We start from the raw sequence: 21,593 nt of genomic DNA, 5'->3' as shown, positions 1-21,593 counted from the left end.
TATTTACCGTCGGCAATATGAGTCATGGCTGAACCATGATGTTGCCTGCGGTTCAGCTAGATGAACGGTGCGACAGCGTTTAATGTTCCGGCGGCGCGCGCATCGCGGGGACGGCGCCGGCGGCGTCCTGCGGCCGTATGCCGGGCGGCGGCGCGGCGGCGATGCGTTCCTCGCCGCGCAGCACGCGCCCGGCGCGCCTGATCGCGCCGCGGATGCGTGGATAGGTGCCGCAGCGGCAGATGTTGGTCATCGCCGCGTCGATCTCGGCATCGCTGGGGTTGCTGTTGGTGCGCAGCAAGGCGGCGGCGGCCATGATCATGCCCGACTGGCAGAAACCACATTGCGGAACTTGCTCTGCGACCCACGCTTGCTGCACCGGATGACTCCGGTCGCGGGTCAGTCCCTCGATCGTGGTGACGAAACGTCCTTCGCATTCGGCGATCGTGACCAGGCAGCTGCGGATCGCCTCGCCATCGATATCGACGGTGCACGCGCCGCATTCGCCGGTGCCGCAGCCATATTTGGTGCCCGTCAGGTTCGACGCGTCGCGCAGCGCCCACAGCAGGGGCGTTTCGGGATCCATCCGATATTCGATGGGGCGGTCGTTGACCGAGAATCGCGTCATGCCGCCCCTGTTAGCGCCGCGGCCGGATTAGTCACGCCAGCTCGTGTCGATCTTGTCGACCTTGCGCACCATCGCGTCGAATTCGGCCTTGCCCGACTGGCCGGGGATCGCCGCCATATAGAGGTCGCGCTGGTGGACCTTGATCACCTCTTCATCGACCAGGATCGGCTTGCCCATGCTCATCGTCGCGAGCTGGATCTCGCACGCGCGCTGCAGCGCCCAATATTTGATGAAGGCGTCGGAGAGCGACTTGCCCATCACCACCGGGCCATGGTTGCGCAGCATCAGGATGCGCTTGTTGCCCAGATGCTCGACCAGCCGTGTGCCTTCTTCCTCGCGCACCGTCACGCCCTCGAAGTCGTGATAGGCGAGCTGGCCCATGAAGTTGCAGGCATAGAAGTTCGTCGGCTGCAGCCCGCCCTCGAGTCCGCACACCGCCATCGTCGCGGTGGTGTGGGTGTGGATGATCGCATGCGCGTCGGGCAGCACGCGGTGGAACAGGCTGTGCTGGACAAAGCCCGCCTTGTTGACGTGCCAGGGATTGTCCTCGTCCAGCTTGTTGCCGTCGATGTCGATCTTGATCAGGCTGGAGGCGGTGACCTCGCTGAAATGCATGCCATAGGGGTTGATCAGGAAGGCGCCTTCCTGGTCCTCCAGCTTCACCGTGATGTGGTTGAAGATCATCTCGTCCCAGCCCATCATCGCAAAGATGCGGTAACAGGCGGCGAGTTCCTGCCGCGCCGTCCACTCGGCTTCGCTATATTTGCTGTTGCGCTTCAGCTGGGTCGCCATGGCCTGATCCTCTCGCAGTCGGTTTCGTTGTGCCACCTATGCCACAGCCGCGCCGGTTCGCACAATCCCGCGAAGCCGCGCGGCGAACTGGTTAACAAAAGCGATAAAACGTTGACCTTACGGCGGTTAGTCGTCAGTCTTCGAATCAGGGTCGAGCTGCGGGGCTTCCATTTGTCCAAAAGAGACAATGTGGTCCGCCGGCGTGTCTGCGCTTGGTCGACCCGACCATCCTCTTCATGTCGGTTGCAGTGCATCTTTTCGCGGTGCGGCCTCCTGCTGCCCGCGCAATGGGGAGTGAGGAACAATGCGTTATACGGTGAAACTGTCCGCGTCTGCGATGGCGCTGGCGGCCTATGCCGCTTTCTCGGCGGCGCCCGCGCAGGCCGAAACCTGCCTGCTCGACAGCGATAACGACGGCGTCGTGTCGGCTGGCGACACCGATGGCGGTGCCATCTCGGGCAACAACACGCAGCTTGCCTGCGGTCCGAACGCGCGTACGACCGGCAATGGTTCGACGGCGGTGGGTTCGGGGGCAACCGCCACCAACACCGGTTCGACCGCGGTCGGCCAGAATGCGACCGCGAACGACCGCAGCACCGCGATCGGCCGCTCGAGCACCGCGACCGGCCAGACCAGCGTCGCGATCGGCAACCTGGCATCGGCGACCGATGAGGATGCCGTCGCGATCGGCGAACAGGCGCAGGCCACCGGCTTCCACTCGACTTCGGTCGGCGCCGAATCACTCGCCTCGGGTCGCGGGGCTCAGGCCTTCGGCTGGCAATCGGCGGCGACCGGCAACTTCAGCGTCGCGACCGGCCGTCAGGCGCAGGCGACCGGCCTGAATTCGACCGCAGTCGGCGACAATGCCCAGGCGACGGGCGACAACGACACCGCGACCGGCCGCGCTGCGGTCGCTTCGGGCACGTTCAGCGTCGCGACCGGCGCGAGCGCGCAGGCCACCGGCCTCGCCTCGACCGCCAACGGGTCGTTCGCGACCGCGTCGGGCACCTTCTCGAGCGCGGTCGGCGAACTCGCCAACGCCTCGGGCGACCTGTCGAGCGCGCTCGGTTCGAATTCGAACGCGTCGGGCGACGAATCGACGGCGGTCGGTGTGCTGGCGAATGCCACTGGGCTGCAATCGACGGCGGTCGGCACCGGCGCGCAGGCGACCGACGAGGACGCCACCGCCTTTGGGCAGGGCGCCAATGCCTCGGGCTTCCACTCGACGTCGGTCGGCGCCGAATCGGTGGCCTCGGGGCGCGGGGCGCAGGCCTTCGGCTGGCAGGCGTCGGCGACGGGCAACCTCAGCGTCGCGTCGGGCCATCAGGCCAGCGCCTCGGGGGCCAACAGCTCGGCCTTCGGCAAGAGCGCGTCCGCCTCGGGGACGACTTCGACCGCCATCGGCAACTTCGCCGCGGCGTCGGACGAGGATGCCGTCGCGGTCGGCGACAATGCCGTGGCCTCGGGCTTCCATTCGACCGCCGTCGGCGGCGAATCGGTCGCTTCGGGTCGCGGTGCGCAGGCATTCGGCTGGCAGGCCATGGCCACGGGCAATCTCAGCCTGGCGGTCGGTCACCAGGCCAATGCGGCGGGCATCAATGCCAGCGCGGTCGGCAAGAATGCCAATGCGGCGTTCGACAATTCGACCGCGCTCGGTTTCGGTGCCACCGCCACGGCGGCGAACCAGGTCGCGCTTGGCGGCGCGGGCAGCGCGGTTCGCGTCGGCGATATCGCGGCGAGCACCGCGGCGCAGACGGGGGCGACCGATGTGATGACGGTCGATGCCAATGGCGTCGTCGGCCGCGACCCGACCGTACGCACCGCGATCGCGGCGAATACGGCGGGCGTTGCCGCGAACAGCGCCGCCATCACGGCCATTCAGGGCGTCAACGCGACGCAGAATGCCAACATCGCGGCACTGCAGACGTTGACCACGACCCATACCGGTCAGATCAACACGCTGTTCGCGCAGTCGGACGAGAACCGTCGTCAGGCGCGCCTCGCCAACGAAGGCGTCGCGCTGGCGCTGTCGATGGAAACCCCGGCGCTGCCGGCCGATGCCAAGTTCGGCATGTCGGGCGGCATCGGTTACTACAACGACCGCACCGCCGGCTCGATCGCGATGACCGCGCGGATCAGCGAGAAGGCCACCTTCTCGGCTGGTGTCGGCGCGGGCTTCGACTCGGGTGAGATCGGCGCGCGCGGCGGCTTCCAGGTCGTCTGGTAAGCTGTAAATGAAAACGGGCGATGCTCCTTGCCAAGGGAGCATCGCCCTTTCATGTTGGGACCTATGAAAAAGCCATCTTCCTTCCCGCGCGGCTGGTCTTCGGCCGCCTTTTCTTTGCCCGCGGCGCTGCTGGTCGCGCTTGCCGCTCCGGCACAGGCGCAGACGGGGGCTGCCGCGCCGCCGCCCGTCGCCGCGATGCCGGTGCCCGGCGACCTCGAACTCGCCAAGCTGATCTGGTCGACGCTGACCGCGATCGACCATGCCAATCAGTCGGGCAATTATTCGGTGCTGCGCGATATATCGTCGCCGTCGTTCCAGCTCGCCAATGATCCGTCGCGACTGGCGCAGATTTTCGCCTCGCTGCGCGACAATCGCGTCGACCTGTCGAACAGCCTGTTGCTGGCGCCGGTCTATAATGGCGCGCCGCAGGTCGGGGCGGGGAACATCCTGCGCGTGCGTGGCAGTTTTGGACTGCGCCCGACCGCGGTCGCCTTCGACTTCGAATTTCAGTGGTATAATGGCAAGTGGCGCCTGTTCGGGGTGGCGATTTCACCGATGCCGCTCGCGACCCAGCAGCCGGGCGGCGGACCCGAAGTTCCCGACGCACGCCGCAGGGGAGGGCAATAGCCACGTTTCACGCCCCTGCCGCCGCGCAGGGGCTTGCATTTGGCCGCGAATCTGGCTAGTGGCGCTCCCAACGGAACGTCGCGGGTTCGCGGCGCTTCTTTTATTGCCCATATATCGGCGATTTATGGCGGACCGGCTATCCGGTTGCCGTTCATCGTTGGACGAACCGGAGACGACACGGCACATGCAGATCATCGTTCGCGACAATAATGTCGACCAGGCCCTTCGCGCGCTCAAGAAGAAGCTGCAGCGTGAGGGCGTGTATCGCGAAATGAAGCTGCGCCGTCATTACGAAAAGCCCAGCGAAAAGCGTGCGCGCGAACATGCCGCCGCCGTCCGCCGCGCCCGCAAGATGGAGCGCAAGCGGATGGAGCGCGACGGGATCAAGTAAGACCCGTCCTTCCCGTTCGGGATCCGGATTTGAAAAAGGCGCTGCGGCAACGCGGCGCCTTTTTCGTTGTGCGGCGTGTGTGCAATTGTCGCTGGACCGCTCCGCGCCGCTCCGCCTATAGGCGAGCCGATGTTTTTGCTCCGCCGAAATCTGGTGCGGGTGCAGGGGAAGGATCAGCGACGATGAGTGTAACGACGGTTCCATTGCGCCCGGTGAGCAAGGGCGGCCTGTGGCTGATGTGGTTCGGCGTTGCGGGGCTGATTGCTGCGGCGATCGCTTTCGCGGTGATGTCGACCCCCCGGATCGGCTTTGAAGTCGTCAAGGAAGGCACGGGCAACAGCCCGACCATGTCCGATGTTGTTCTCGTCAAATATGAAGGCAAGCTCGACGACGGCAAGGTTTTCGACGCCAATGAACAGGCGCCGTTCCAGGTCGCGCAGACCGCGCCGGGCTTTGCCGAGGCGCTGACCCGCATGAAAAAGGGCGGCAAGTACAAGGTCACTATCCCGCCCGCGCTCGGTTATGGCGACAAGGACAATGGCCCGATCCCGGGTGGCAGCACGCTGCATTTCGACGTCGAACTGCTCGAATTCAAGACCGAGGCCGAAGTTCGCGCGATGCAGCAGCAGATGCAGATGATGCAGCAGCAGATGCAGCAACAGCAGATGCAGGGCGCCCCGCCACAGGGCGCACCGCAGCCCTGACCTGGAGCAGGGACTTTCGGGCATTCAAGACGGCGGCGGGTTGATCCTGCCGCCGTTTTTGTTTGGAGCGGTTCTCGGATGGAGAGCGGGGTTACCGATCCTCCCCGTTCCGGGGGACGATCGCTTTTGCCCGCAACCGTGCGAACCGATCAAAGAGCGACCCGCCGCAAGCCTTTTTTACCCCGCCGCCTTTCGTTTCCCCTGCGTCCCCGCATTGCGCTCGGCCTCGCGCTCCAGCGCGACCTTGATCATCGCGACGATCGGGTCGGCGAGGAACAGGCCCATGATGCCGAGCAAAGTGCCGAACAATATCTGCGCGCCGAGGACGAGGGCGGGGGCGAGGTCGACGGTTTGCTTCGCGACCATCGGCACGATCAGATAGCCGTCGACCGTCTGGACGATGAAATAGATGGCGATCGCGGCGAGCCCGGTGTCGGTCCCGGCCGAAAAGCCGACGAGCACCAGCAGCACGCCCGACACGATCGCGCCGATATTGGGGATGAAGGCGAGCAGTCCGGTGAGCAGTCCCATCAGTGCCGCCATCGGGATGCCGACGGCGAGGCAGGCGAGCCAGGTGCCGATCCCCTCGACCAGCATGCCGAGCAGGCGCCCCGCCATCAACCGGCGCAGGGTGAAGCCCATGCGCGCGGTGACGATGTAGAAATTCTCGCGGCTCTTCATCGGCAGCATCCACGCCACTCCGCGTTCATAGAGGCGCGGCTCGATCGCGAGGAAGACGCCGAGCACCAGCACCATGACCAGGCTGGTCAGCGCACCGAGCACGGTCCCGACCGCGGCGGTGACGCGTCCGACGGTGCCGGCCAGATTTTCGGTGATCGTCTTGGTGTCGATCTGCAGATTACCCATGCCATGCGCGCTGGCCCAGGCGGCGATGCGCTCGACCTGTCCCATCACCACGGTCTGCAGCGTCGCCGCCTGATCGGCGATCTGCGAACCCGCGAACAGAATGGTCCAGACGAGGAAGGCGACGAGCGAGAGACAGACGATCAGCAGCCGCCAGCCGCGGCCGATGGGTAGCACTCGACCGAGCAGGCGGGTGCCGCCGTCGAGCATCGCCGCCATGACGATGCCGGCGAAGATCAGCAGGATCGGCTGGATCAGGATGATGCAGACGCCGATCAACAGCGCGAGGCCGAGCCATACCCCGGCCTTGAGCAATTCGCCGCGGACCGCGTCGCTTCGGATTTCGGTGGGGCCGGGCGCCTCGACGCTGGCCTTGGCTTTCGCCCGTGCGTCGGTCTCGGCCATGCGCTGTGCTCCCCTGTGCCTAACTGCCCTTACGTTCGGGGGGTCAGGTCGGTTCCCGCACGGCCCGAGCGCAGCGCCTGGAACCAGCTGATCGGGTTGTACCATTTGGCGGTGCCGTCGGTCGAGAAGGTGATGATCTCGGCACGGCCCGCGATGACATCGAACGGCACCGCGCCGCCGAGGCCAAGTTCGCTGACGGGAACCCGGCTGTCGGCGCTGCCGTCGCGGTTGTCGCCCATCAGGAACAAATGGTCCGCCGGGACTTTGTAGGGGCCATATTCGTCGACGCTCGGCCGTTCGCCCATGTCGATGGTGTCATAGGACGCGCCGTTCGGCAGCGTTTCGCGGATGATCGGCAGCACCAGCGTTTCGCGGCCCGATCCGTCGACCTGCCTGAACCGGTCGAGCGCGCTGCCGCCGCCGCCTGACGGCGTGTTGGCGTCGACGGGGATGCGCAGGTCGGGCTGCTGTTCGCGCTTCACCGGCTTGCCGTTGATGAACAGCGCGCCGCCCTTCAATTCGATCGTGTCGCCGGGCAGGCCGATGACGCGCTTGATATAGTCGGTGCGGTCGACCGGATGCTCGAGCACCACGATGTCGCCGCGCTCGGGCAGTTTCGCGAAGATGCGGCCTTCCATCCTGGGGAGCAGGTGAAAGCTCGCCGAGGCATAGGACCAGCCATAGGGATATTTGCTGACGATCAGGCGGTCGCCGCTGAGCAACCCGGGCATCATCGAATCGGACGGAATATAAAAGGGCTTGGCGAGCAGGCTGTGGATGCCGAGCACCAGCAGCAGGATCACCGCGATATCGCGGATCAGCTTGCCCCAGCTTTCCTCGCCCTTGGCGCCGCCGCTCTTGTTCTTTGCCATGTCGGTCCTTGCCTAGTCCTTCAGTGCTTCGATGATGACGAACGCCTGGGCCCAGGGATGATCGTCGGTCAGTGTCAGATGGATATGGGCCTTGTGTCCCGCAGGGATCATCGCCGCGAGCCGTTCGGCCGCGCCGCCGGTCAGTGCGAGCGTCGGCGCGCCCGAGGGGGCGTTGACGACGCCGATGTCCTTCATGAACACGCCACGCTTGAAGCCGGTGCCGACCGCCTTGGAGAAGGCCTCCTTGGCGGCAAAGCGCTTGGCATAGGTGCCCGCACGGGTGAACGGCCGCCGCGCCGCCTTGGCGCGTTCGACGTCGGTGAACACGCGATTCTCGAACCGCTCGCCGAAACGGTCGAGCGAATTCTGGATTCGCTCTATATTACAGAGGTCGGAGCCGAGTCCGATGATCATCCTCGCGCCTCGTCCATCAGGTCGCGCATGCGGCGCACCGCATCCTCCAGCCCGGTAAAGATCGCCTCGCCGATCAGATAATGGCCGATGTTGAGCTCGGCGAGTTGCGGGATCGCGGCGATCGGGATGACATTGTCATAGGTCAGGCCATGCCCGGCATGCGGTTCGATGCCGTTTTTCCACGCGAGCGCGGCGGCGTCGGCGATCCGGCGCAATTCGGCGGCGCGTTCCTCGCCCTCGACATGCGCGTAACGGCCGGTGTGGAATTCGACCACCGGCGCGCGCAGCCGCATCGCGGCCTCGATCTGACGCGGGTCGGGTTCGATGAACAGGCTGACGCGAATGCCCGCGTCGTTCAGCCGCGCGACGATCGGCGCGAGATGGTTGTGCTGTCCGGCGGCGTCGAGCCCGCCCTCGGTCGTGCGTTCCTCGCGCTTTTCGGGGACGATGCACGCGGCGTGCGGCATATGGCGCAGCGCGATTTCCAGCATTTCCTCGGTCGCCGCCATTTCGAGGTTCAGCGGCAGGTCGGTCGCGGCCTGGATGCGCGCGAGATCGTCGTCGCGGATATGACGCCGGTCTTCGCGCAGGTGCGCGGTGATGCCGTCGCCGCCGACCGCCGCGACGATCTCGGCCGCGCGGACCGGATCGGGATGCTCGCCGCCGCGCGCATTCCGGATCGTCGCGACATGGTCGATGTTGACCCCGAGGCGGAGGCGCCCACCAGATCGTTCAAGATTCAATTCGCGCGGCTCCCCGGCTTCACCGCCTTGGTCTTTGCGAGTTCGGGTGGCAGTTCGTCTTCGGCATAGGTCGGGAAGTTGATCGCGACGAGCGGATAGAAGGGAACGCCAAGGTCGACGCTGCCCGCCGAGCGGTCGACGAGCGCCGCTTCGGCGATCACTTCGCCGCCAGCGTCGGCGACGCACGCCATCGCTTCGCGTGACGACAGGCCGGTTGTGACGACATCCTCGACCATCAGCACCTTGGCACCCGGTGCGATGGTGAAGCCGCGGCGCAGTTCGAAGGTGCCGGTCGGGCGTTCGACGAAGATCGCGGGCTTGCCGAGCGCGCGGCCCATTTCATGGCCGATGATGACGCCGCCCATCGCGGGCGAGACGACGATGTCGATCGCCTGTTTGAGGTCGCGCGGCAGCTTGGCGGCGAGCGCGATCGCGAGCCGTCCGGCCCGCTCGGTGTCCATCAGCACGCGTGCGCACTGGAGATAATATTCGCTGTGCCGCCCGGAGGAGAGCAGGAAATGCCCCTGCAGCAGGGCGTCGGCGGCGCGGAATTCGGCCAGGATGTCGTCGTCGGTCATGGGAGAATGGGTCTTTTGTTCAGGACGTCGTCCATCGGGAACGACGGGGTTTCGACGGGGCAGATTTGCCAGCCGCAAAATAGTGTTAGAGATGCTTGAGGCAAGCGGCAAGCGGGTCTATAGCGCCCGCGAGATTCAGCCAGCCGCCCGGCTGCCGCGACGCATGTCCGGTATCCGCGCGGCGGGAATGAAGCATCGATAAGAACAACAGGCAACGGGCGGCACTATCCTTATGAAGAGCTTGAAAACCCTTGTAATCGCGGCGGTTTTGTCGCTGGGCGCGGTCAGCGTCGGTCAGGCGGCGGCACCGGCGGCGGCACCTGTCGCGGCCCCCGCAGCGAACACCGCGGCGAATCCGGCTCCGGCCCCCGCCGATGCGGCGGCTGCGACGACCGCCGCTCCGGCTGCGGCCGATGCGACGAAGGCGGCGGCGGTTCCCGCCGGCGACGCGACTTATGTGCCGATGAAGCCGACCCCGGGCGTGGGTCAGCCGGTCGACGCGGGGATCAACTTCCAGCCGCAGGTCACGCCGATCGGCGTCCAGGCCTATGAGTTCAACCACTATATCCTGCTGCCGGTGATCGTGGTGATCTCGCTCTTCGTTCTCGGTCTGCTGCTCTGGGCGGTGGTCCGCTACCGCGCCGCCGCGAACCCGGTGCCGTCGAAGACGACGCACAACACCTTCATCGAAATCATCTGGACCGCGATCCCGGTGCTGATCCTCGCGGTCATCGCCGTCCCGTCGATCCGCCTGCTCGCGGCGCAATATGAACCGCCGAAGAAGGAAGCGCTGACGATCAAGGTCACGGGCTATCAATGGTATTGGGGTTATGCCTATCCCGACCAGGGCATCGGTGAATATGTCTCGAAGATCCTGACCGAAGAGCAGGCCAAGGCCGCCGGCGAGCCTTATCACCTCGCGGTCGATAACCGCATGGTCGTCCCCGTCGGCCGCCAGGTGAAACTGATCATCACCGGCGCCGACGTGATCCACAGCTTCGCGGTCCCGGCCTTCTGGACCAAGATGGACGCGGTCCCCGGCCGCGCCAACGAGACCACCTTCACCGCCACCAAGGTCGGCGTCTATTACGGCCAGTGTTCGGAGCTTTGCGGCGTCGACCATGGCTATATGCCGATCGCGGTCGAAGTGCTGCCGGTCGACAAATGGGAAGCCTGGGTGCGCTCGCGGGGCGGCAATCCGGCCGGCCCGGTGGCCGCGGCACCCGCCGCCGCTCCGGCGCCCGCCGCTGCCACCGCTCCGGCAACCGCGCCCGCCGCCACGACCGAAGCCGCACCGGCTGCAGCGGCGCCCGCCGCCGCCCCGGCCGCCAAGAAATAACAAGGGGTCCGACAGATGACCGATATTGCTGCAACTGCACCCGCCCATGGCCATGCCGATCACGCGCATGACGACCATGACCATGACACGCCCGGATTCTTCGTCCGCTGGTTCATGTCGACGAACCACAAGGACATCGGCACCCTCTACCTGATCTTCGCGATCGTCGCCGGTATCGTCGGCGGCGTGATTTCGGGCATGATGCGCCTCGAACTCGCCGAACCCGGCATCCAGTATCTGGGTGACTGGGCGCGCATGTTCGACTCCGCGGCCGGCGAAACGCAGGCCAAGCATATGTGGAACGTGCTGATCACCGCGCACGGCCTGATCATGGTGTTCTTCATGGTCATGCCCGCGATGATCGGCGGTTTCGGCAACTGGTTCGTGCCGCTGATGATCGGCGCGCCCGACATGGCCTTCCCGCGCATGAACAACGTGTCCTTCTGGCTGACCTTCGTCGCCTTCGTCATGCTGACGGGATCGATGTTCGTCACGGGGGGCAACGGGCTTGGCGCCGGGACCGGCTGGACGGTCTATGCCCCGCTGTCGACCAGCGGGTCGCCCGGGCCGGCGGTCGACATGGCGATCTTCTCGCTCCACCTCGCGGGTGCGGCGTCGATCCTTGGTGCGATCAACTTCATCACCACCATCTTCAACATGCGCGCGCCGGGCATGACCCTGCACAAGATGCCGCTGTTCGTGTGGTCGGTGCTCGTCACCGCCTTCCTGCTGCTGCTCGCGCTGCCGGTTCTCGCCGCTGCGATCACCATGCTGCTGACCGACCGCAACTTCGGCACGACCTTCTATGATGCGACGGGCGGCGGCGATCCGGTGCTCTACCAGCATCTCTTCTGGTTCTTCGGCCACCCCGAAGTGTATATCATGATCCTGCCGGGCTTCGGCATCGTCAGCCAGATCATCTCGACCTTCAGCAAGAAGCCGGTGTTCGGTTATCTCGGCATGGCCTATGCCATGGTCGCGATCGGCGTCGTCGGTTTCATCGTGTGGGCGCACCACATGTTCACCGTCGGCATGAGCGTGAACCTGAAGATGTATTTCACCGCCGCGACGATGGTCATCGCGGTACCGACCGGCATCAAGATCTTCAGCTGGATCGCCACCATGTGGGGCGGCTCGATGAGCTACAAGACCCCGATGGTCTGGGCGCTCGGCTTCATCTTCATGTTCACCGTCGGCGGCGTCACCGGCGTCGTGCTCGCCAACGGCGGCGTCGACACCAACCTGCACGACACCTATTATGTCGTCGCGCACTTCCACTATGTGCTGTCGCTGGGCGCGGTCTTCTCGCTCTTCGCCGGCTTCTATTACTGGTTCCCGAAGATGTCGGGCCGGATGTACAGCGAAGTCCTCGGCCAGCTGCACTTCTGGATCTTCTTCATCGGCGTGAACGTCATGTTCTTCCCCCAGCACTTCCTGGGTCAGCAGGGCATGCCGCGCCGTTACCCCGACTATGCGGAAGCCTATGCTTACTGGCACCACATCTCGTCGCTCGGCTATGTCATCATGGCGGTCGGCATGATCTTCTTCTTCGTGAACATCCTCTACTCGCTGTTCGCCGGCAAGAAGGCCGCCGACAATCCGTGGGGCGAAGGCGCGACGACGCTCGAATGGACGCTGTCGAGCCCGCCGCCGTTCCACCAGTTCAACGAACTGCCGCGTATCGCCTGATTGCACTCGCCCCCTGCCAAATAGCCTTGGCAGGGGGCGATAGCTTTCCGGCCTGGAGTTATCATGGCGCAGAGCCTGACCCATGGCGACCTGGCCCTTCCGGCCGACTGGCGCGACCTGTTCGCGCTGACCAAGCCGCGCGTGATGTCGCTCGTCGTGTTCACGGCGCTGTGCGGCCTGCTCGCCGCGCCGGGGACCGTCCATCCGGTTCTCGCCTTCTCGTCGATCCTCGCGATCGCGCTGGGGGCAGGGGCCTCGGGGGCGCTCAACCAATGGTATGAAGCGGGTCTCGATGCCAAGATGAAGCGCACCGCCGGGCGCCCGCTGCCCGCCGGACGCCTCGACCCGCAGACCGCATTGCAGTTCGGGGTCGGACTCGCCGCCTTCTCGGTCTTTTTGATGCTGTTCGCGTCGAACTGGCAGGCGGCGCTGCTGCTGCTGGTTTCGATTCTGTTCTACGTCTTCGTCTACACGATGTGGCTCAAGCCGCGGACGCCGCAGAATATCGTCATCGGCGGCGCCGCCGGCGCCTTTCCGCCGCTGATCGGCTGGGTCGCCGCGACCGGCACTGTCGCACCGTTGCCGGTGCTGCTGTTCCTGCTCATCTTCCTGTGGACGCCGCCGCATTTCTGGGCGCTCGCGCTGTTCGTGCGCTCGGACTATGCTGCTGCGGGCATCCCGATGATGCCCGTCGTCGCGGGCGAGAAATCGACGCGGCGCCAGATTCTTTTCTATGCGCTGATCATGGCCGCCGCCGCGATCGCGCCTTGGCCGCTCGGCTACACCGGCGCGATCTATGGCTGGATCGCGGTGGTGCTCTCGGCGCTGTTCGTGATATTGTCGGCGCAGGTCGGCACGCGCATGGCGCGAGAGGGCGACCCGATGCAGCCCGAAAAGCGCCTCTTCGCCTATTCGATCGCCTATCTTTTCATATTGTTCGGCGCGGTTGTCGCCGACCATTGGTGGCCGCTATGACCGAACCCGTGAACGACGCCCCCGAACCCTTCGACGAGGTCGAATATCGCCGCCGTCAACGCAGCCGCGCGAATCTGATGGCGCTGCTGCTCGGCGGGCTTGCGATACTCTTTTTCTTCATCACGATCGCCAAGATGACGGTGCTGAAATGATCGCGCGGATGTCGCCCAACGCGAAAACCGCGAGCCTCGCTGCGTTGCTCGCGATTTCAATGGTCGGCCTGGGGTTCGCGGCGGTGCCGCTCTATAATCTTTTCTGCCGCGTCACCGGCTTCGGTGGCACGACCCAGCGCTACGACCCGGTCGCCGCGGCGGAAACGCCGCAGGTGCTGAGCCAGACGATCTCGGTCCGCTTCGACGCCAATGTGTCGCCCAAGCTGCCGTGGAAATTCTATCCCGAGCACCCGACCGACACGGTTAGCATCGGCGCGCGCGACATGGCGATCTTCATCGCCGAGAATAATTCGTCGCATGCCGTGACGGGGACCGCGAGCTTCAACGTCACCCCCGACGCCGCAGGCAAATATTTCACCAAGATCCAGTGCTTCTGCTTCACCGAACAACGGCTTGAGGCGGGGCAGCAAGTGCGCATGCCGGTGCTGTTTTTCGTCGATCCCAAGATCATGGACGATCCCGACGCGCGCGACATCCAGGAAATCACCCTCAGCTACACCTTCCACCCTGTGGAGCCAGTAGACGGGGGCAAAAAGGCGAGCTAAGGCCGCGATCAAAGAGTCTTACCAAGGCCGGCGGACGATGGGGAATCGTGATGCTGGGGCTGCTAAAAACGGGAAAAACGCCATGTCCGGTGCGAAACATCATGACTATCACCTCGTAAACCCGAGCGTCTGGCCGCTCATCGGCTCGGCTGCCGCGCTGGTGATGTTCTTCGGCCTCGTGATGTTCATGCACGCCGACTATTTCGGCGGCGCGGGCAAATGGGTGCTCGGCCTCGGCTTCATGGGCGTCATCGCCACCTTCTTCAGCTGGTGGTCGGACGTCATCAACGAAGCCCATGCCGGCGATCACACCCCGGTCGTCCAGCTGCATCTGCGCTATGGCATGATCCTGTTCATCGCGTCGGAAGTCATGTTCTTCGTCGGCTGGTTCTGGGCCTGGTTCGACTTCTCGCTGTTCCCGGTGCCGATCGAATATGCCGACGGCGCGGTCACCTCGCTGTTCGGCCAGGACGGCGCCGCGACCATCACCATGTGGCCGCCGAAGGGCATCCACGTCATGGACGCCTTCTCGCTGCCCTTGCTCAACACGCTGATCCTGCTCTGCTCGGGCACCACGATCACCTGGGCGCACCATGCGCTGATCCACGGCGACCGTGAAGGCCTGAAAAAGGGCCTGTGGGCGACGATCATCCTCGGTGTCGTCTTCTCGTCGATCCAGGCTTATGAATATAGCGTCGCGCCGTTCGGCTTTGGTCAGAGCAACTACAGCTCGGCCTTCTATATGGCGACCGGCTTCCACGGCTTCCACGTGCTCGTCGGCACGATCTTCCTGATCGTCTGCCTCGCGCGTACCTATAAGGGCCACTTCACCCCGACCCAGCATTTCGGCTTCGAAGCGGCTGCCTGGTACTGGCACTTCGTCGACGTCGTGTGGCTGTTCCTCTTCATCATCGTCTATGTCTGGGGCGGCTGGGGCGCACCTGTCGCCGCGCACTGAGTTGCCGGACACCGACCAACTTCAAAAGGGGCAGCCGCCGCTCTGGCGCGCTGCCCTTTTTGGTCTCTGCCCCGAATGCGGGACGCCGGGACTGTTCGAGGGCGCGGCGAATTTTCGCGAACGCTGCCCGACGTGCGGCTTCGATTCGGGCCGCTACAATGTCGGCGACGGCCCCGCCGCCTTCCTGACCCTGATTATCGGCGCGCTGCTGATCGTCGCCGCGCTCCTGCTCGATGCCGCCGTTGCGCCGCCCTTGTGGGTGCATGTCATCCTGTGGGTGCCGCTGACCGTCGCCGCGGTCATCTATGGCCTCCGCATCGCCAAGGGGGCGCTGCTGGCGAGCGAGCATCAGCGCGACGCGGCCGAGGGACGGGTGGAGAAACCGGATGACTGACCAGCCTGCGACCCCCGAAACCCCGGACACGTCCGCGCCCGCCCGCCGCTGGCCGATCATCCCGACGATCCTCGTCCTCGCCGCGGTGGCGACGATGATCGCGCTCGGCGTCTGGCAGCTACAGCGCAAGGGCGAAAAGGAAGCGCTGATCGCGCTCTTTCAGCGCAACAGCGCGATGTCGGCGACCGTCGCCTATCCCAAACTGCCGCCGGTTCCCGACACGATGCTCTATCGCAAGAGCAGCGTCGCCTGCCTCGAACCGGTGCGCTGGGAGCAGCGCAGCGGCACCGACCGCGCCGGCAAGACGGGGATCCGGATGATCGCCGACTGCCGCACCGGTGCCGAGGGGCCGGGCGTGCTCGTCGACGTCGGCACCGCCGACGACTTCACGCCGCCGAAATGGACCGGCGGCATCGTGCAGGGCACCATCGTTCCGGGTCCCGAACAACCGACGCTGATCGAACGGATGACGGGCAAGGCCGTGCCGGCGCGCGCGATGCTTGTCGCCGACGCGCCGGCGCCCGGGCTGCGCGCCAGCGCGGTGCCGTCGGCCGCCGACACCCCGAACAATCATCTCGCTTATGCGGGGCAATGGTTCCTGTTCGCGGCCGCGGCGCTGATCATCTACATCCTCGCGGTGCGCCGCCGCTTGCGGGCTTGAGCGGACACCGCTAGGCGCTGGGCGCCATGGAATATATCAGCACCCGCGGCTCCGCGCCGACCCTCGACTTTCGTGCCGCCACGCTCGCCGGCCTCGCCAGCGACGGCGGGCTTTATGTGCCGGCGACATGGCCGACGCTGAGCCGGGACGAAATCCGCGCCTTCGCCGGCCTCGACTATGTCGAAACCGCGGTGCGGGTGATGACCCCTTTCGTCGCGGGCGCGCTCGACGAGGATGAACTGCGTCAGCTGTGCAAGGCGGCCTATGGCCGCTTCAGCCACGACGCGGTGACCCCGCTCGTCCAGCTCGACCATCGCCACTGGCTGCTCGAACTGTTCCACGGCCCGACGCTCGCGTTCAAGGATGTCGCGCTGCAACTGCTCGGCCAGTTGTTCGAGAAATTCCTCGCGGGCGGCGACACCAATATCACGATCGTCGGCGCCACCTCGGGCGACACCGGCTCGGCGGCGATCGAGGCGGTCGCGGGGCGCGAGCATATCCAGATCTTCATGCTCCATCCCGAAGGCCGGGTCAGCGACGTCCAGCGCCGCCAGATGACGACAGTGCTCGCCCCCAACGTCCACAATATCGCGATCGACGGCAGCTTCGACGACGCGCAGGCGATGGTGAAAAGGCTGTTCGGCGACGCCGAGGCGCGCAGCCAGGTCACGCTCTCGGCGGTGAACAGCATCAACTGGGCGCGGCTGATGGCGCAGGTCGTCTATTATTTCTACGCCGCCGTTCGCCTCGGCGGCCCCGACCGTCCGGTGGCGTTCAGCGTGCCGACGGGCAATTTCGGCGACGTCTTCGCGGGCTATGTCGCCTCGCGCATGGGCCTCCCCATCGCGCGGCTCGTCGTCGCGACCAACGTCAACGACATCCTCCACCGCGCGCTGACCAGCGGCGATTACAGCGCCGGCACCGTGACGCCGACCGCGACGCCGAGCATGGACATCCAGGTCAGCAGCAATTTCGAACGGCTGCTCTTCGACCTGTCGGGCCGCGACGGCGCTGCGATCACCGGCATGATGGGCGACTTCGACACCAACCGCGCGATGACGATCCCCGCCGACATGCTCAGCGGCGCGCGCGGGCTGTTCTCCAGCGCCAGTATCGACGGCGATTCGATGTCGCTCGCGCTGCGCTGGGCGCAAGAAAAGGGCGGGCAGGTCATCGACCCGCACAGCGCCGTCGGCCTCGCGGCTGCACGCCAACTCGACATCGATGCGGACATTCCCGTCGTCACCCTCGCGACCGCGCATCCCGCGAAGTTCCGCGAGGCGGTCGAGCGTGCGACCGGCGTGCGTCCGGCGCTGCCCGCGCGGCTCGGCAATCTCTTCGATCGCGAGGAACGCTACACCAAGCTGCCCGGCGACTATGACGCGGTGAAGGCCTTCGTCCTCGCGGAAGCCGCGCGTGGCTGATCTGCTGCCGCTCGTCACCCTCGTCGGCGAGGCGTGGGACGATTATGGGCTGGTCGACAGCGGCAACGGGCGCAAGCTCGAGCGCTATGGCCGCTTCCGCTTCATCCGTCCCGAACCGCAGGCGATGTGGGCGCCCGCGCTCCCGCAAAGCGAATGGGACGCCGCCGATGGCGAGTTCATCCCGGCGTCGGACGACGACGGCGGTGGTCGCTGGTATTATAACAAGCCCGTTCCGCAGGAGGGCTGGCCGCTCGGCTGGCGCGAAACGCGCTTCACCGCGCAATGCACCCCGTTCCGGCATCTCGGTTTCTTCCCCGACATGGCGCCGGTGTGGGACTGGCTGCGCGGGCAGATCGCCGACAAGCCCGATCCCGCCTTCCTCAACCTGTTCGGCTACACGGGCGTCGGCAGCCAGGCGCTCGCCGCCGCGGGCGCGTCGGTGACGCATGTCGACGCGTCGAAGAAATCGGTGTCGCAGGCGCGCGAAAATGCCGCGCTGGCGGGCATGGCCGACAAGCCGGTCCGCTGGATCGTCGATGACGCCGGCAAGTTCACCGCGCGCGAAGTGCGGCGCGAGAAGCGCTACGACGCGATCCTGCTCGACCCGCCCAAGTTCGGGCGCGGCCCGACCGGCGAACGCTGGCAGCTCGAGGAAGGGCTCGCGCCATTGCTCGCTGACTGCCGCCAACTGCTCGACGCCGACAGCCGCGCGCTGTTCCTCACCGTCTATGCGGTGCGCATGTCGGCGCTGGCGATCGGTGAATTGCTGAACCAGCTCTTCGCCGACCTTCCCGGCAAGGTCGAATGCGGCGAACTCGCGGTGCGTGAAGAGGCGAGGGGACTGCTGCTCCCCACCGCGATCTTCGCGCGCTGGAGCCGCTGAGCTTTCAAAAAACGATCCTTTGCGGTGCGCCGACGGCTGCGTGGGGAGCCTGAAAACCCGTCGCATTGTTGGCCCGCGCGCCCTGACCTCACTGACGGGCGATGCAAATCCCTTCCCGATTGCATAGGAATGCAACGACGACCCGCGTTGACAATGAGAACGTTCTCATTTAGATAACGTTCACATTAGCGAAATGCCGCCGAAAATGAGCGGCTAAACGGGAGGGAACAGGGATGCAGGCTCCGCATAAGCTTTGGCTCGCGAAGATTCTGGCCGGCACGTCGGCGGTTGCGCTGATGAGCGTGGCGCAGGTCGCGATGGCGCAGGACGCCCCCCCCGAAGACCGCACCGTCGATGGCGACGAGATCGTCGTCACCGGCATCCGGGCCAGCCTGTCCGCCGCCGCCGATATCAAGCGCGATGCGCAGGGCGTCGTCGATGCGATCTCGGCCGAGGATATCGGCAAATTCCCTGACACCAATCTCGCCGAATCGCTGCAACGCATCACCGGCGTGTCGATCGACCGCTCGAACGGCGAGGGTTCGCTGGTCACGGTCCGCGGTTTCGGTCCCGAATTCAACCTGGTGACGCTCAACGGCCGCCAGATGCCGACCGCTTTCATCGGCGACGGCGGCAGCGCGCCCGCGTCGCGTTCGTTCGACTTCGCCAATCTTGCGTCCGAGGCCGTTTCGGCGGTCGAGGTGTACAAGAGCGGCCGCGCGACGAATGAATCGGGCGGCATCGGTTCGACGATCAACATCCGCACCCCGCGCCCGCTCGACAAACCGGGCATGCACGGCAGCATCTCGGCCAAGGCGGTCTATGACTCGTCGCGCAACGAGGGCAATCCGGTCACCCCCGAAATCTCGGGCATCTTCAGCACCACCTTTGCCGACGACACGATCGGCATCCTCGTCACCGGGTCGTACCAGAAGCGCAAGTCGAGCACGAACTCGGCCAATGTCGGCTGGCGCGACGGGTATCTGGGGTCCGAGAACAACTGGGGTTCGCTGGCCCAGCCGGGCACGCCGGGCGCGGCGCGCATCACCAACCGGCCCGACCCGACCGACGTCTATCAGGTGCCGCAGAACGCGTCCTACGACCTCAACGACGTCAACCGCGAGCGTATCAACGGGCAGGCGGTGCTGCAATTCCGCCCGACCGACAGCCTGACCGCGACGATCGACTATACCTATTCGCGCAACACCGTCGAAACGCGCAACAGCAATGTCGGCATCTGGTTCAACCATGAAAACACGACCAGTTCGTGGACCGACGGCCCGGTCGCCGGCCCGATCTTCTATTCCGAAGCCTTCCCGCAGCCGCCGGCTCCGCCCAGCACCACCGCGCTCAACGGCGGCAAGGACCTGTCGTACAGCGGCTCGCTGACCGAAAACCGCGCCGAGAATAAATCGCTCGGCGGCAATATTCATTGGGACGGCCCCGGCGGCGTGACGATCGACCTCGACTATCATCGGTCGAGCGCGACGGTGAAGCCGGTCAACCGCTTCGGGTCGAGCACCTCGGTCGGCAATGCCATCTTCGGCATCGCCAACCAGACGGTCAACTTCGAGAACGACCTGCCGGTCCTCTCCTACAATATGCATCCCGGTATCGATCCGCTGAACGCGGCGCTGATCCAGCCCACCGGCAACGCCTTCCGCGCCGCTTATTTCCGCGACGAGATCAACCAGGTCCAGCTGCGCGGCAATTACGACCATGACGGGGGCTTCCTCGACAGCATCGATTTCGGCGTCTCCTATGTCGAGAACAAGGTCCGCTCGGCCTTCGGCACGATCCAGAACGACACCTGGGGCGGTTCGGGTCCGGCGGCCGACATTCCCGACGACATCTTCACGCTCGAAACGCTGCCCGACAAATTCCCGGGCCTGGCGCAGCCGGGCATGATCCAGAGCTTTTACCGGTTCGACTATGAGCGCATGGTCGACCTGATCGAAAGCAAATATGGCGTCTGCAGCCGACCGCAGACGGGTTCGGCGGCGATCCCCGGCACCTGTATCGCGGCCTTCAACACCGACCGGCGCATCACCGAAAAGACGCTGGCCCCCTATCTGCAGGTCGCGACCAAGTTCGACCTCTTCGACAATCCGGCGCATTTCGTCGCCGGCGTCCGCTACGAGGTCACCGATGTGTCGTCGGCGGCGCTGGTGCCGGTGCCGACCGGCACGCGCTGGGTCGGCGACAATGAATTCAACATCATCTTCTCGGGCGACAGCGATTTCACCCGCTTCAAGGGGTCGTACAACAACTGGCTGCCGGCGGTCGATTTCGACATCTCGCCGATGGATAATGTGAAGCTGCGCGCATCGTACAGCCACACGATCACGCGCTCCGACTATGCCAATCTGCAGGGCGGGCGCACGCTCGACACGCTGTTCCGCGTCGGCGGCGGCGGCGGGGCGCAGGGCAATCCGGGCCTCGTTCCCTACAAGTCGAAGAATATCGATCTGTCGGCCGAATGGTATTACTCGCCGGGCAGCTATGTTTCGGTCGGCTATTTCCACAAGGACGTCAGCAACTTCATCTCGACGACGCGCATCGATACCGAGGCGTTCGGCCTGACCACCCCGGTCGGTGGTCCGCGCTGGAACGCGGCGCTCGCCTCGCTCGGGGCGAACGCGACCGTCGCCCAGATCCGCCAGTACATCTTTGCCAACTTCCCCAATTCGGTGACGATCACCGGGGGCGGGCCGGGCACCTATGTCGGCACGATCAACAGCATCCCGGGCGACCCGGCGCTGAACTTCGAGATTACGACGCCGATCAACAGCGACCAGACCGCGTCGCTCAACGGCTTCGAATTCGCGCTCCAGCACAGCTTCTGGGACACCGGTTTCGGCGTCATCCTGAACTATACGATCGTCAACGGCAGCGCCACCTACGACAATACCCAGCCCTCGTCGGTGCCGCAGTTCGCGCTGACCGGGCTCAGCGACAGCGCCAACGCGGTCGCCTATTACGACAAGAACGGACTGCAGGCGCGTGTCGCGTGGAACTGGCGCGAAGAATTCCTCCAGAGTTCGGGGCCGAACCCGACCTATATCGAGGATTATTGGCAGATCGACGCCAGCGCGAGCTATGAGTTCATGCCGGGTCTCACCGGGTTCGTCGAGGCGATCAACATCACGGGCGAGGGCCGGCGCGGGCATCTGCGGCACAACAACAATGTGACTTTCGTGTCGCCGGGCTTTGCCCGCTACGCGGCGGGCGTTCGCTTCGCCTTCTAGGGCGGGCGCGGTGCATTGACCGACTGGCGAGAGAGCCGCGCTTCCAATCGGGGCGCGGCTCT

General features: G+C 65.5%; 22 protein-coding genes. 15 read left to right on the top strand and 7 right to left on the bottom strand.

The features are described from left to right. Nucleotides 1-79: 79 nt before the first annotated feature. Together EEB18_RS22290 and EEB18_RS22285 are read right to left on the bottom strand one after the other, a co-directional pair. Nucleotides 80-625, bottom strand: a complete 546-nt coding sequence (locus tag EEB18_RS22290) for a (2Fe-2S)-binding protein (RefSeq protein ID WP_187138855.1) — start codon at nt 623-625, stop codon at nt 80-82. A 27-nt stretch (nt 626-652) separates the two neighbouring features. Further along, complete coding sequence (locus tag EEB18_RS22285; protein WP_056348188.1) at nt 653-1,417, bottom strand: class II aldolase/adducin family protein; 765 nt, start codon at nt 1,415-1,417, stop codon at nt 653-655. Between the two features lie 304 nt (nt 1,418-1,721). Between EEB18_RS22285 and EEB18_RS22280 the strand changes: the two genes are divergently transcribed. The 4 genes from EEB18_RS22280 (at nt 1,722) to EEB18_RS22265 (ending at nt 5,366) form a co-directional block, all read left to right on the top strand. Next, nucleotides 1,722-3,644, top strand: coding sequence for a YadA-like family protein (locus EEB18_RS22280; protein ID WP_187669051.1), 1,923 nt, complete (start codon nt 1,722-1,724; stop codon nt 3,642-3,644). Between the two features lie 63 nt (nt 3,645-3,707). Then, entirely contained in the window at nt 3,708-4,271 is a 564-nt protein-coding gene (locus EEB18_RS22275; RefSeq protein ID WP_187138853.1) for a hypothetical protein, read from the top strand. 184 nt (nt 4,272-4,455) lie between these two features. Continuing rightward, nucleotides 4,456-4,662, top strand: coding sequence for a 30S ribosomal protein S21 (gene rpsU / locus EEB18_RS22270; protein WP_037510267.1), 207 nt, complete (start codon nt 4,456-4,458; stop codon nt 4,660-4,662). A gap of 182 nt (nt 4,663-4,844) precedes the next feature. Continuing rightward, nucleotides 4,845-5,366, top strand: coding sequence for an FKBP-type peptidyl-prolyl cis-trans isomerase (locus tag EEB18_RS22265; protein ID WP_187138852.1), 522 nt, complete (start codon nt 4,845-4,847; stop codon nt 5,364-5,366). A 177-nt stretch (nt 5,367-5,543) separates the two neighbouring features. On the opposite strand, the gene EEB18_RS22260 is transcribed toward EEB18_RS22265, so the two are convergent. Genes EEB18_RS22260 through pyrE form a run of 5 tightly spaced genes read right to left on the bottom strand, consistent with a single transcriptional unit; the run spans nt 5,544 to nt 9,242 of the window. Next, entirely contained in the window at nt 5,544-6,635 is a 1,092-nt protein-coding gene (locus EEB18_RS22260; RefSeq protein WP_187138851.1) for an AI-2E family transporter, read from the bottom strand. 29 nt (nt 6,636-6,664) lie between these two features. Beyond that, complete coding sequence (gene lepB, locus EEB18_RS22255) at nt 6,665-7,507, bottom strand: signal peptidase I (protein WP_187138850.1); 843 nt, start codon at nt 7,505-7,507, stop codon at nt 6,665-6,667. Between the two features lie 12 nt (nt 7,508-7,519). Beyond that, a complete protein-coding gene (acpS, locus tag EEB18_RS22250; RefSeq protein WP_056348177.1) occupies nt 7,520-7,921 on the bottom strand; it encodes a holo-ACP synthase in 402 nt (133 codons plus the stop codon). Further along, the gene (locus EEB18_RS22245) at nt 7,918-8,664 is read right to left on the bottom strand and encodes a pyridoxine 5'-phosphate synthase (RefSeq protein WP_187138849.1); all 747 of its coding nucleotides are present in this window, start codon (nt 8,662-8,664) and stop codon (nt 7,918-7,920) included. Before EEB18_RS22245 ends, acpS begins: the two co-directional genes overlap by 4 nt. Then, nucleotides 8,661-9,242 carry an orotate phosphoribosyltransferase gene (gene pyrE, locus EEB18_RS22240; protein ID WP_187138848.1) on the bottom strand — a complete coding sequence of 194 codons (582 nt, stop codon included), beginning with the start codon at nt 9,240-9,242 and terminating at the stop codon, nt 8,661-8,663. The genes EEB18_RS22245 and pyrE overlap by 4 nt, the downstream gene beginning before the upstream one ends. 232 nt (nt 9,243-9,474) lie before the next feature. Between pyrE and coxB the strand changes: the two genes are divergently transcribed. The 11 genes from coxB (at nt 9,475) to EEB18_RS22185 (ending at nt 21,531) form a co-directional block, all read left to right on the top strand. Beyond that, the gene (gene coxB, locus EEB18_RS22235) at nt 9,475-10,581 is read left to right on the top strand and encodes a cytochrome c oxidase subunit II (protein WP_187138847.1); all 1,107 of its coding nucleotides are present in this window, start codon (nt 9,475-9,477) and stop codon (nt 10,579-10,581) included. Between the two features lie 15 nt (nt 10,582-10,596). Continuing rightward, a complete protein-coding gene (gene ctaD / locus EEB18_RS22230) occupies nt 10,597-12,270 on the top strand; it encodes a cytochrome c oxidase subunit I (RefSeq protein WP_056348166.1) in 1,674 nt (557 codons plus the stop codon). Between the two features lie 63 nt (nt 12,271-12,333). After that, nucleotides 12,334-13,245 carry a heme o synthase gene (locus EEB18_RS22225; RefSeq protein ID WP_056348164.1) on the top strand — a complete coding sequence of 304 codons (912 nt, stop codon included), beginning with the start codon at nt 12,334-12,336 and terminating at the stop codon, nt 13,243-13,245. Beyond that, nucleotides 13,242-13,397: a hypothetical protein gene (locus EEB18_RS22220; protein WP_187138846.1), complete on the top strand. Its 156-nt coding sequence runs from the start codon at nt 13,242-13,244 to the stop codon at nt 13,395-13,397. The genes EEB18_RS22225 and EEB18_RS22220 overlap by 4 nt, the downstream gene beginning before the upstream one ends. Further along, nucleotides 13,394-13,963 carry a cytochrome c oxidase assembly protein gene (locus EEB18_RS22215; protein ID WP_056348162.1) on the top strand — a complete coding sequence of 190 codons (570 nt, stop codon included), beginning with the start codon at nt 13,394-13,396 and terminating at the stop codon, nt 13,961-13,963. Before EEB18_RS22220 ends, EEB18_RS22215 begins: the two co-directional genes overlap by 4 nt. Nucleotides 13,964-14,045: 82 nt before the next feature. Further along, a complete protein-coding gene (locus EEB18_RS22210) occupies nt 14,046-14,921 on the top strand; it encodes a cytochrome c oxidase subunit 3 (protein WP_187138845.1) in 876 nt (291 codons plus the stop codon). 1 nt (nt 14,922) lies between these two features. Continuing rightward, a complete protein-coding gene (locus EEB18_RS22205) occupies nt 14,923-15,315 on the top strand; it encodes a DUF983 domain-containing protein (protein ID WP_262408042.1) in 393 nt (130 codons plus the stop codon). Further along, entirely contained in the window at nt 15,308-15,976 is a 669-nt protein-coding gene (locus tag EEB18_RS22200; RefSeq protein WP_262408041.1) for an SURF1 family protein, read from the top strand. The genes EEB18_RS22205 and EEB18_RS22200 overlap by 8 nt, the downstream gene beginning before the upstream one ends. A gap of 26 nt (nt 15,977-16,002) precedes the next feature. Beyond that, nucleotides 16,003-17,400 carry a threonine synthase gene (gene thrC, locus EEB18_RS22195; RefSeq protein WP_056348154.1) on the top strand — a complete coding sequence of 466 codons (1,398 nt, stop codon included), beginning with the start codon at nt 16,003-16,005 and terminating at the stop codon, nt 17,398-17,400. 4 nt (nt 17,401-17,404) lie between these two features. Then, nucleotides 17,405-18,283 carry a class I SAM-dependent methyltransferase gene (locus tag EEB18_RS22190; RefSeq protein WP_187138962.1) on the top strand — a complete coding sequence of 293 codons (879 nt, stop codon included), beginning with the start codon at nt 17,405-17,407 and terminating at the stop codon, nt 18,281-18,283. 233 nt (nt 18,284-18,516) lie between these two features. Next, on the top strand, nt 18,517-21,531 hold the full coding sequence (locus EEB18_RS22185; protein ID WP_262408040.1) for a TonB-dependent receptor: 3,015 nt from the start codon (nt 18,517-18,519) through the stop codon (nt 21,529-21,531). Nucleotides 21,532-21,593 lie beyond the last annotated feature (62 nt).

The sequence above is a fragment of the Sphingopyxis sp. OPL5 genome, from assembly GCF_003797775.2.
In the GTDB taxonomy this organism is placed as follows: domain Bacteria; phylum Pseudomonadota; class Alphaproteobacteria; order Sphingomonadales; family Sphingomonadaceae; genus Sphingopyxis.
Note: the sequence above shows the minus strand (reverse complement) of the source record. Positions and strands in the feature narration are given on the sequence as shown.

Excerpts from the sequence above, each read along its gene's own strand:
- EEB18_RS22290 (WP_187138855.1), bottom strand. The coding sequence starts at position 625 with ATGACGCGATTCTCGGTCAACGACCGCCCCATCGAATATCGGATGGAT.
- EEB18_RS22285 (WP_056348188.1), bottom strand. The coding sequence starts at position 1,417 with ATGGCGACCCAGCTGAAGCGCAACAGCAAATATAGCGAAGCCGAGTGG.
- EEB18_RS22280 (WP_187669051.1), top strand. The coding sequence starts at position 1,722 with ATGCGTTATACGGTGAAACTGTCCGCGTCTGCGATGGCGCTGGCGGCC.
- EEB18_RS22275 (WP_187138853.1), top strand. The coding sequence starts at position 3,708 with ATGAAAAAGCCATCTTCCTTCCCGCGCGGCTGGTCTTCGGCCGCCTTT.
- rpsU (WP_037510267.1), top strand. The coding sequence starts at position 4,456 with ATGCAGATCATCGTTCGCGACAATAATGTCGACCAGGCCCTTCGCGCG.
- EEB18_RS22265 (WP_187138852.1), top strand. The coding sequence starts at position 4,845 with ATGAGTGTAACGACGGTTCCATTGCGCCCGGTGAGCAAGGGCGGCCTG.
- EEB18_RS22260 (WP_187138851.1), bottom strand. The coding sequence starts at position 6,635 with ATGGCCGAGACCGACGCACGGGCGAAAGCCAAGGCCAGCGTCGAGGCG.
- lepB (WP_187138850.1), bottom strand. The coding sequence starts at position 7,507 with ATGGCAAAGAACAAGAGCGGCGGCGCCAAGGGCGAGGAAAGCTGGGGC.
- acpS (WP_056348177.1), bottom strand. The coding sequence starts at position 7,921 with ATGATCATCGGACTCGGCTCCGACCTCTGTAATATAGAGCGAATCCAG.
- pyrE (WP_187138848.1), bottom strand. The coding sequence starts at position 9,242 with ATGACCGACGACGACATCCTGGCCGAATTCCGCGCCGCCGACGCCCTG.
- coxB (WP_187138847.1), top strand. The coding sequence starts at position 9,475 with ATGAAGAGCTTGAAAACCCTTGTAATCGCGGCGGTTTTGTCGCTGGGC.
- ctaD (WP_056348166.1), top strand. The coding sequence starts at position 10,597 with ATGACCGATATTGCTGCAACTGCACCCGCCCATGGCCATGCCGATCAC.
- EEB18_RS22225 (WP_056348164.1), top strand. The coding sequence starts at position 12,334 with ATGGCGCAGAGCCTGACCCATGGCGACCTGGCCCTTCCGGCCGACTGG.
- EEB18_RS22220 (WP_187138846.1), top strand. The coding sequence starts at position 13,242 with ATGACCGAACCCGTGAACGACGCCCCCGAACCCTTCGACGAGGTCGAA.
- EEB18_RS22215 (WP_056348162.1), top strand. The coding sequence starts at position 13,394 with ATGATCGCGCGGATGTCGCCCAACGCGAAAACCGCGAGCCTCGCTGCG.
- EEB18_RS22210 (WP_187138845.1), top strand. The coding sequence starts at position 14,046 with ATGTCCGGTGCGAAACATCATGACTATCACCTCGTAAACCCGAGCGTC.
- EEB18_RS22200 (WP_262408041.1), top strand. The coding sequence starts at position 15,308 with ATGACTGACCAGCCTGCGACCCCCGAAACCCCGGACACGTCCGCGCCC.
- thrC (WP_056348154.1), top strand. The coding sequence starts at position 16,003 with ATGGAATATATCAGCACCCGCGGCTCCGCGCCGACCCTCGACTTTCGT.
- EEB18_RS22185 (WP_262408040.1), top strand. The coding sequence starts at position 18,517 with ATGCAGGCTCCGCATAAGCTTTGGCTCGCGAAGATTCTGGCCGGCACG.